Source organism: Pseudomonas sp. E1MeOHC2, from assembly GCF_058745025.1.
The window spans coordinates 1-3,844 of sequence record NZ_CP196676.1 but is presented as its reverse complement, the minus strand read 5'-3'; the positions used below and the strand labels follow the sequence as shown (position 1 = coordinate 3,844).

Below are 3,844 nucleotides of genomic sequence, written 5' to 3'. Positions count from 1 at the left end.
ACCTGAAATCGAATGTGGCTAAATAGGTTCATCCAATACCAACTCGGGTGAACACATGAAGACAATTTTACAAGCGGTACTGATCAACCTACTTACCGATGCAAGCAAGGTGCTGGCGCCTATCATCATAGCGGCAGTACTTACACATCTGTTCCCTGGTAGTGAAGGCTATATCAACCATATGATATCTACGTACCGCTTGGTATAACATCGAAAGCCCCTACAGTGGCTTTACAGGCGTTCTTTGCTTATAGCGCCACCAGACTATTGCCTATCCATCAAACACGCTCATATCGCCCCCACAGGGGCTTTAACGAGGCATGTATAGGCTAGGCTGTGCCCGAAATAACTATCGGATGAGTTGCAAGTAACTAATTAGCCGATTGAGCCTCGATGATTGGCAACTTTTTGTAGCCCAGTAAGAACAAGGGATTGCGAGTAGTGGGGTCAAGCAGACCGCCCCACACCGCCTGATCAGAGCAACGATGGCAACACAACCCATTGGGGCGGCTTCGACACCACCCGGTAGGGCGACATCCACTAGCCAGCTCGATTAACCGGGCGACTTTTACGTCATTACATTTGTTGATCGGTCGTTCTAACAGTTGTAAAGTGACATAATCAGCCACCCGCAAAGGAAGGAATCACCATCATGGAAGTTGTCGCCTACTACCGCGTATCGACCAAAGGGCAGGGCGAATCCGGCCTCGGCCTCGATGCCCAGCGTGAGTACGTGAAGTTTGCAGCCGAGCAGCAAGGCTGGGTGGTAGTGGCTGAGTTTGAGGACGTAGGTATCTCTGGCTCGATCCACCCGTTGGAACGCCCAGCAGCCGCCAAGGCGTTCGCAACAGGGCACCCAGTGGTGGTGGCCAAGCTCGACCGAATGAGCCGCGACGTTGAACACATCGCTGGCCTGATGAAGCGGCACAAGTTTCGTGTGGCAACCATGCCCACTGCCGACACATTCCAGCTCCACATTTACGCCGTACTGGCTGAGCAGGAACGAACCTTCATCAGCGAACGTACAAAGGCCGCACTGAGGTCACTGGAAGCCCGGGCCGCTGGTGGTGACGCAGAGGCTGCCCAGAAGATTGAGAACCGCACACAGGCGCTCGCCAAGGGCCGTAGCAAGTTGAACAGGTCAAAGGGCCACGATACCCAGCGGCAGCAGGCAAACGACCGTGCAGCACTGGTCAAAGACGCCATCGAGCTGTGTGTACTCAAAGGTGCGAGCAGCCTACAGGCCGTGGCCGATTGCCTGATCGAACGCAACATCCCCACTGCCCGTGGTGGTCAATGGTCGGCAACGGCAGTGATGCGTGTGATGCAGCGGCTGGGGCTGGAACTGAACAAGGTCACCAATAGCCCTGAGAGCGCGTAGGAAGCGATTACAGCAACGATATACGTATACCCTTCGTCACCCACGAGATATTCTAAAATCGTGCTTATACGCCGCTCTAGGCGGTCATAGAAGGTCTTGATACCGAGCCACAGTTGGCCAGCTTGACGGATTCGCCCGACAATATTCCGTAGGGGCGGAATGCCGGTGATGCTCGCCCTGGGCAAGTACCTGGTTGAAAAGTTCGGGGTATCAGGGGCTTGGTAAGTTGGTAGCGAGACGCCACGCCTTGCTATCGGAACAGGTCGCCGCTAGGATTCTTGACCATCAGAAAGACGAAAGCCCCGACCGGCAAGTCAGGGCTCTCAGATTTGGTAGTGCAAGGATCATCACATCCGAACACAACCCGCAGGCCAGCAAGGATAAGTTGCTTTGGTCCACGTACTCGCCATTCTAGCGCGTGCGTTCCCCAACACAAGCCCTCTCTTGCCCAACGGTCTGCCACTCGTATCGGTGGTTGGATAAGTGTCACTTGGATACGGCGTGTGCTGAGAGGCGATGACAAGCGGGATTGGTCAAAGTCGCCAGTGGTGAAGTTGCTTGGCCCAGTTGCAGAGTGTGGATGTTGGCGAAAGCTTCCCACGCAGCGCCCTGACCAAGTGAGGCAGACCACGATCAGGCCGGGTTGAGTGATTTCCGGCAAAGCTGCCTAGGTGTCCGTGAGCAACCACGGGATGCCCCGGTGATGCGACGGTAACGGCGATGGGCCTGCCTTCGATTACACGGTGACTTCCTTGGGGTTAGGCTACGTGCCTTCCTTGGGGAAGTTGTACCCGGCTACTGCTCAGGCTCAAGCTCTGAGCCTATCCAGCCCGTGCCAGCCTGCAAGGCTTTTACTGCTCCCAACTCGATAAAACATCAGCGAAGGTGCGAGCTGCTGGGGCGTGGACAGACTGGCCAGTCCTGCCTGACACAGATGCCTGATCCGACGCAGCCGGTGCTACTGGTTGTGGTGCCGCTGCTCGCTCTGCTGGGGCGGTTTCCACGACTTCTGGTGTACCTGGTGCAGTCGCTGGCTTGTGCTCGATCAACCGCAGCTCCTGCCGCAGCCCTGCCACTTCTTCACGCAGCAACCGCAGCTCGCTCACCAGTTCGGCCCATCCGGTAGCGGTGTTGGGTGGTGTCGGATGACCATCATCTGCTGGTGTCGGGGTGTCGGTCGGTGGTGTAGGGCGCCCAGTTGGTTCGCCATAAACCCGGATCATCTCTGATAGGTCGATCACACGTTGCCCTTTGCCATCGTGGCCAGCAGTGACGCGGCCTTTGGCTACAGCCTCGTGCAGTGTCGAGCGGTGCAGGCCGTACAGCTTTGCCATGCGGCCAATGGTCAGTGTTGTCATGTAGGGCAGTGTCTGGTTATGTCTGTCGGGCAAAGTGTAGGGTGGGGATAGCCTACCAGTACACAGTACGCTTCCCGTATCGCGTTCCTACGTCGATTGTGGCCAAGTTCGCGGGGCTGAGTGCAGCAGATTTCGCGTACAACCGCAGTTGGTGTTGTATTGATCATGGGAATCAGATACAGTGGGCGGTCTTGGTCTCTGATGGGTAATAATCCCGGATGAAGGTCAAAACCATCTTGCACAGCTTCAACCCCTCGCGAACCCACACCGTACTTGACTTGCCATCAGCCCCGGCAGGGCATCCGTACGCTCGTTTCGCAGTGGCTTAATTAATATCTATCTCTTTAATCTCATCATCCTACAAGAAGAACATAGGAAGGACCCATAACGTGTCGAGCACGAGAAAGTACACCCTGCTGGAAGAATCAACCTACCGAGGTTACCCAGTCCTGTTTGAACCCGGTCAGTCACCCTTGATAAAAGAGGCGTTAGACAACTGCATCGATCAGGTAGAAGCCATGGTCAGCCATTACCAAGACCTGTTCCTGATACGCTTCGACTTACATCTTCCAACTAATGCGAGCGTGCCACCAGATGAAGCAAACGCCCGTGTAAGCCAACTGTTTGCCTCGCTTAGAGACAACAAGTTCCGCCAGAAGGCTCTATGGGGTAATCAAGTAATCAAGCGTAGTGCATATGGTTGGTGTAATGAGCTAGAGAAGGCCAAGCAGCTTCACTACCATTGTTGGGTCTTAGTACCGAAAGGCCGAGTAGAGAACGCAGGCTACCAGAACAATCGGGCAGATGGCACGGTTAAACCATATGGGTTCATTGGCATGATCCACACACTATGGCAGGAGCTGAATCCCGAAGGGCCGGCCAAGGTCCACTGCAATGCTCAGGACTCGAAGCGGATCAAGAGCAGCAACCGATCTGATATAGAAGATGCGATTCTCTGGCTTAGCTACATAACCAAGGAAAGGGGGAAGGTGACCATCAACGATAGCGAGGGCAAGCCAATACGCTTCCGCCGATTTGACGGATCGCGTACTAGGCGGAAGGTGATGCCTAGCAACCAAGACAACTACGCAAACCCCGTATAACA

At 55.0% G+C, this 3,844-nt stretch carries 3 protein-coding genes; 2 read left to right on the top strand and 1 reads right to left on the bottom strand.

The features are described from left to right. Positions 1-652: 652 nt before the first annotated feature. A complete protein-coding gene (locus tag ACSSU5_RS26540) occupies positions 653-1,381 on the top strand; it encodes a recombinase family protein (RefSeq protein WP_492561374.1) in 729 nt (242 codons plus the stop codon). 851 nt (positions 1,382-2,232) lie between these two features. On the opposite strand, the gene ACSSU5_RS26535 is transcribed toward ACSSU5_RS26540, so the two are convergent. Next, positions 2,233-2,739, bottom strand: coding sequence for a hypothetical protein (locus ACSSU5_RS26535; RefSeq protein WP_492561376.1), 507 nt, complete (start codon positions 2,737-2,739; stop codon positions 2,233-2,235). Between the two features lie 389 nt (positions 2,740-3,128). Here ACSSU5_RS26535 and ACSSU5_RS26530 point away from each other — a divergent pair, with 389 nt between their 5' ends. Next, positions 3,129-3,842, top strand: a complete 714-nt coding sequence (locus ACSSU5_RS26530; protein WP_492561375.1) for a YagK/YfjJ domain-containing protein — start codon at positions 3,129-3,131, stop codon at positions 3,840-3,842. Positions 3,843-3,844: the final 2 nt, after the last annotated feature.

Coding starts and splice junctions, on each gene's coding strand:
- ACSSU5_RS26535 (WP_492561376.1), bottom strand. CDS start 2,739: ATGACAACACTGACCATTGGCCGCATGGCAAAGCTGTACGGCCTGCAC.
- ACSSU5_RS26540 (WP_492561374.1), top strand. CDS start 653: ATGGAAGTTGTCGCCTACTACCGCGTATCGACCAAAGGGCAGGGCGAA.